General features: G+C 43.5%; 6 protein-coding genes. 4 read left to right on the plus strand and 2 right to left on the minus strand.

The window, feature by feature from the left end:
- Nucleotides 1-100: 100 nt before the first annotated feature.
- The gene (locus GT508_RS14065) at nucleotides 101-1,732 is read right to left on the minus strand and encodes an ABC-F family ATP-binding cassette domain-containing protein (RefSeq protein WP_055282698.1); all 1,632 of its coding nucleotides are present in this window, start codon (nucleotides 1,730-1,732) and stop codon (nucleotides 101-103) included.
- A 190-nt stretch (nucleotides 1,733-1,922) separates the two neighbouring features.
- On the opposite strand from GT508_RS14065, the gene GT508_RS14070 reads away from it, so the two are divergent.
- Nucleotides 1,923-2,780, plus strand: a complete 858-nt coding sequence (locus GT508_RS14070; RefSeq protein WP_161144495.1) for a patatin-like phospholipase family protein — start codon at nucleotides 1,923-1,925, stop codon at nucleotides 2,778-2,780.
- 7 nt (nucleotides 2,781-2,787) lie between these two features.
- The gene (locus GT508_RS14075) at nucleotides 2,788-3,816 is read left to right on the plus strand and encodes a bifunctional HD family hydrolase/N-acetyltransferase (protein ID WP_055282693.1); all 1,029 of its coding nucleotides are present in this window, start codon (nucleotides 2,788-2,790) and stop codon (nucleotides 3,814-3,816) included.
- 19 nt (nucleotides 3,817-3,835) lie between these two features.
- Here the strand turns inward: GT508_RS14075 and GT508_RS14495 are convergent, their stop codons facing one another.
- Complete coding sequence (locus tag GT508_RS14495) at nucleotides 3,836-3,997, minus strand: hypothetical protein (protein ID WP_173792067.1); 162 nt, start codon at nucleotides 3,995-3,997, stop codon at nucleotides 3,836-3,838.
- On the opposite strand from GT508_RS14495, the gene GT508_RS14080 reads away from it, so the two are divergent.
- Together GT508_RS14080 and GT508_RS14085 are read left to right on the plus strand one after the other, a co-directional pair.
- Nucleotides 3,996-4,208 (plus strand): GntT/GntP/DsdX family permease, encoded by a 213-nt coding sequence (locus GT508_RS14080; RefSeq protein WP_330576957.1) that lies wholly within the window; start codon nucleotides 3,996-3,998, stop codon nucleotides 4,206-4,208. The genes GT508_RS14495 and GT508_RS14080 overlap by 2 nt on opposite strands.
- An 84-nt stretch (nucleotides 4,209-4,292) precedes the next feature.
- Nucleotides 4,293-5,402: a cation diffusion facilitator family transporter gene (locus tag GT508_RS14085; RefSeq protein WP_161144496.1), complete on the plus strand. Its 1,110-nt coding sequence runs from the start codon at nucleotides 4,293-4,295 to the stop codon at nucleotides 5,400-5,402.
- Nucleotides 5,403-5,576 lie beyond the last annotated feature (174 nt).

The following is a 5,576-nucleotide window of genomic DNA, read 5'->3' on the forward strand; positions in this document are numbered from 1 at the left end:
GTTTCTTATGGTATGGAACCTGAACAAGAAGCCTTATCTATTGTTTCCTTCAAGGACTGAGAGGCCGCTTCCCCGTTCATAAATTAAATCCCAAATCAATTTAATTATCTTCCTCCTGAACAGTATAAGTCTGTCTCTTACGAGCCATCTCATCACTTTCAAGATATTCATCATAAGTAGTGATCTTATCGATCAGTTTACCGCCCGGAACAATCTCCATGATACGGTTGGCAGTAGTCTGTACAATCTGGTGGTCTCTGGAAGAGAAAAGAAGTACACCAGGGAATTTTGTCATTCCGTTGTTCAGTGCGGTGATGCTTTCCATATCCAGGTGGTTGGTAGGCTCATCAAGTATTAGTACATTTGCACCGCTGATCATCATCTTGGATAACAGACAGCGTACCTTTTCACCTCCGGAAAGAACACGCACCTTTTTCACACCGTCATCACCGGAGAACAGCATACGACCGAGGAATCCACGTACATAAGTGGCATCCTTTTCTTCGGAATACTGGGTCAGCCAGTCTACGATGCTGTAATCATTGTCAAATTCACTTCCGCTGTCAAGTGGGAAGTAGGCCTGGGTTGTTGTGATTCCCCATTTATAAGTACCCTCATCCGGTTCCAGCTCTCCGGCAAGAATCTGGAAGAGTGTTGTCTTTGCAAGCTCATTGCTTCCGACAAATGCAACCTTGTCATCGTGGTTCAGAGTAAAGGAAATGTTATCCAGAACTTTTTCGCCGTCGATTGTTTTGCTTAATCCCTCTACCGTAAGGACTTCATTACCGATCTCGCGGTTTGGACGGAAGTCGATGTAAGGATATTTACGGCTGGATGGCTGGATGTCATCAAGCTGGATCTTTTCCAGTGCACGTTTTCTGGAAGTAGCCTGCTTGGATTTTGAAGCATTGGCACTGAAACGAGAGATGAATTCCTGCAACTCTTTGATCTTTTCTTCCTTTTTCTTATTGGCTTCTTTCATCTGACGGATCAGAAGCTGGCTGGATTCATACCAGAAGTCATAGTTACCGGCATAGAGCTTGATCTTGCCATAATCGATATCTGCGATCTGTGTGCAGACCTTGTTCAGGAAGTAACGGTCATGGGATACAACGATGACAGTATTGTCAAAGTTGATCAGGAATTCCTCGAGCCATGCGATCGCATCAAGGTCTAAGTGGTTGGTAGGCTCGTCGAGGAGCAGGATATCCGGATTACCGAACAGTGCCTGTGCAAGCAGGACTTTTACCTTTTCCGGACCATTTAAGTTCTTCATCATTTCATAATGCATCTCAACCGGAATGCCGAGACCATTTAACAAAGTTGCGGCATCGGATTCTGCTTCCCATCCGTTCATGGCTGCGAATTCGCCTTCTAGTTCGCTGGCTTTCATACCATCTTCATCGGTGAAATCCTCTTTTGCATAGATGGCTTCTTTTTCTTTCATGATCTCATAGAGTCTTGCATTTCCCATCATAACAGTATCCAGTACCGGATATTCATCATATTTGAAATGATCCTGCTGCAGGAAAGAAAGACGCTCACCTGGTGTGATGATAACTTCACCGTTCGTTGGTTCAAGCTGTCCGGACAGGATTTTTAAAAATGTAGATTTACCTGCACCGTTTGCTCCGATCAGACCGTAGCAGTTTCCTTCTGTAAATTTAATATTAACATCTTCGAACAGGGCTTTTTTACCAACCCGTAATGTTACATTACTTGTACTAATCATATTGGTTTATATTCTCCTTGCCGTTTGAATCTCTATTGATAGTGACTGCGTCCGGATTTGCAGACGCTGACTAGCATATAGTATCAAATATATAGGAAAATAGCAAGGGAAGTTCCTCTTTTCCTTCTATGAAAAAGGGTATATAATGGTAACTACGAAGAATAGAAAGCAAAAGAGAGGTATGAAGTCTATGATAAAAGCAACATTAGTATTGGAAGGCGGAGCCAATCGCGGAGTATTTACATCGGGAGTCCTTGATTATCTGATGGGAAAAGAACTGTATATGTCCAATGTGATCGGTGTATCTGCAGGTGCCTGCAATGCAGTTGATTATGTATCAAAACAGGCTGGACGGAGCCGGGAATGCGTGATCCACCGTGAGAAAGAATATGATTATGTATACGGATTGAAGAAGACATTGAAAGAAAAAGCACTGATGGATATGGATATGTTGTTTGATAAATTTCCGAATGAAATCTATCCATTTGATTTCGAGACGTATTTTGCATCCGAGATGGAATGCGAACTGGTTGTTACGAATTGCATCACAGGAGCTGCAGAGTATCTGTCAGAAGATAAGGATCCGGAACGTCTGATGAAGATCTGCCGTGCATCAAGCAGTATGCCGCTTGCAGCACCGATTGCAAATGTAGACGGAATTCCGTATATGGACGGGGGACTTGCAGACTCCATTCCGATCGAGTATGCATTGGAAAAAGGGAATGACAAGATCGTTGTAGTGCTGACGAGAAATCCGGGCTACCGCAAGAAGAGAGCGCTAAAAGCAACAGAACAGCTTTATAAAAGAGCCTATAAAAAATATCCGAATCTGGTACGTGTGATCATGACAAGAAATGCGGTATATAACAGGCAGATGAAGCTGATCGAAAAGCTGGAAGAAGAAGGGAAGATTTTTGTGATCCGTCCACTGATCCCGACCGTATCACGTATGGAGAAGGATTACGATAAGCTGCAGCATTTCTATATGCATGGAAACAGATTAATGAAAAAAGAATATCAGGGCCTGTTGGAATATCTGAACGAGTAGAGGAAGAATGAGACCAGAAACATTATTAGACTTTATGGGTGTGGCAGAACACCTGAAATGTAATATGCGCCATTCCAGAATGACAGATCACAGGCGGGAAAGTGTGGCAGAACACACGTACCGTCTATGTGTATTTGCGTGGCTGGTAAAAGAAGAATTTCCGGATTGTGACATGGATAAGGTGATGAAGATGTGCCTGTTCCATGATCTGGGGGAAGCGCTAACCGGTGATATTCCGGCATTTGTGAAGACGGATGACGACCGGGAAACAGAAGGAGATGCGCTCACACTGCTGACCGCAATGCTTCCGGGAAAAGAGCGGCAGGAGTTGGATGAATTGTTCGGGGAACTGGAAAGAGAAGAGACAATGGAAGCGAAGATCGTGCATGCCCTGGATAAGATGGAGACTTTGATCCAGCATAACGAGGCGGATATTGCAACCTGGCTTCCGCTGGAATATGATCTTCAGATGACTTACGGGGAAAAAGAATGTATGGCAGATCCATATCTTACGAAGCTGCGTGAAGTGATCCGGCAGATATCGGAAGATAAGATCACCGCAGAAGGAGAAGACAGAGAATCGTCTTACTATATCAGAAAAGATATAGAGAATATGCATCTGTCGGAAGTGACAGATCTCTTACGGAGTACAGAATGGGCAGAAGACAGAACGGAAGAGATGATCCGGAAAAGTATGGAGAATTCTTGTCCATATGGTCTGTTTTTGAAAGCCGGCACCGGTGAAGGCAGAATCAAGGAAAGCAGTATGGCCGGAAAAGACAGACAGATTGGATTTGCAAGGGTTCTGACAGACGGCGTCACGACGTTTTATCTGATGGATTTCGTTATAGAAGAAAAGTACCGCAGTCAGGGATTCGGAACCATTTTGATGGATCGGATCATGAAAGAGAATGGGCACCTGTATGGAATGCTGCATACAAAAGATGCAAAAGCCTTTTATGAAAAATATGGCTTCCGTGCAATCGGAGATACAAAGAAAACAGAAGAAATATATATGGAAAAACCGTGCAGTTGAAAATAGCTGTACGGTTTTTTTACAGATCTTCCAGATTGATATCACGCGGTGTTTCCATATGTTTCAATGTAATCTCATAGATGCGTGAAGTATCGCCATTCTTCATACAATCCATGATCCAGTCAAGATCTTTAAAAAGCTTTTTTGCCTTACGGGAAGAGAACTCTTCAGAAGGATTCATGAATGTACTTGTATTTCTCGGTCAGCCGATCGTAGCAGTCGGCCTGGGACTGATCGTAGCAATTCTGACACTTGGAAGAAGCCTTGACAGACGTGAAGCCCTTACAGAGATGGAAAAAGGAATGGCTTCAGCCGGAATCATCATGCTGGTAACAGGCGGAGGCGGAGCTCTCGGACAGATCAAGCCGTCTTTTGTATGCCGGAGAATGTAAGGGAACGAACATTCTATGTTATCTTGTAAATGAAATGCTGGCATGTTATCATAAATACAGAAAAAAAGAAGGAACAGGTGTATTATGAATGAATCAAGCCGTCAGGAACGGATAATAAGAACGTCTGTGGTCGGAATATTAGTGAACTTACTGATCGCAGCAGTGAAAATAATGATCGGGACACTGGCATCGTCCATTGCGATCGTGTCGGAAGGTATCAATAACGCGACGGATGCGGGATCTTCGTTCCTGACTTATATAGGGACAAAACTTTCCGGGAAACATCCGGATGAAAAGCATCCATTTGGGTATGGAAGAATAGAGTATCTGACAGGTATGGTGGTCGGCGTCCTGATATTATATGCCGGACTGGGGATGCTTAAGGAGTCTGTGGAAGGAATCCTTCATCCGTCAGATATGAATGTCAGTATACTGACGGTACTGATCGTTGCAGGAACAGCCGTAACCAAATTTATTCTGGGAATGTATACGATAAAAGTAGGAAAATCCGTAGAATCAGAAGTATTACTGGCAGTGGGGGAAGATGGAAGAAATGATTCGTATTTCTCAGGTCTGACAATCCTGTCATCTGTGATATTTTTATTTACAGGTTTCTCACTGGATGCTTATGCAGGTATTGTGTTTTCTTTTGTCGTGATAAAGAGCGGAGTGGACACGCTTAAGAATACGGCATCCGATCTGATCGGACGGTCGGGGAAAGAAGAACTTGCGAGAAAGATTTATAAAGAAATCCGTGCAACAGATGGAGTGATCAGTGCGATCGATATGATGCTGCACGATTATGGACCGGACCGCTATTCAGGTTCGGTGAATATCGAGATCGATCATAAAAGAAGCATCGGAGAAGTCTATGAAGAGATTCATAGATTGCAGCTTCGGATCATGGAAGAATATCATGTGACGATGGTATTTGGAATCTATGCGGTCGATGAAGATACTACGGCTATCGTTGATATCCGCAGATACATCGGGAAGTTCGTACGCGTAAATGAGCACGTGAAGAGTTTTCATGCGTTATATCTGAGCAAAGAGACCGGTACACTCTACTGTGATCTCATTGTGGACTATGCACTCAGAGACTGGGAAGAGTTGAGGGAATCTTTTGTAGAATACATGAAGAAGCAGTATCCGGAATATGAGATATCACTGACAATAGAGACAGAGTTTGTATGATTTTTATTCCGTGGGTGTCGAATGCCTTACGAATGAAATGGCAATTGCGTAACCGTAGTGGACTCCACCGGGTTACACTTCCGGGTATTTCATTTGTTAACATTCGCTGCCAGTCACGACTTGAAGGAAACAATAGATAAGGATTATTGTGAATGTGGAATGCCGTTAGAAACA

This window comes from Dorea sp. BIOML-A1, assembly GCF_009875615.1.
GTDB lineage: Bacteria > Bacillota > Clostridia > Lachnospirales > Lachnospiraceae > Dorea_A > Dorea_A amylophila.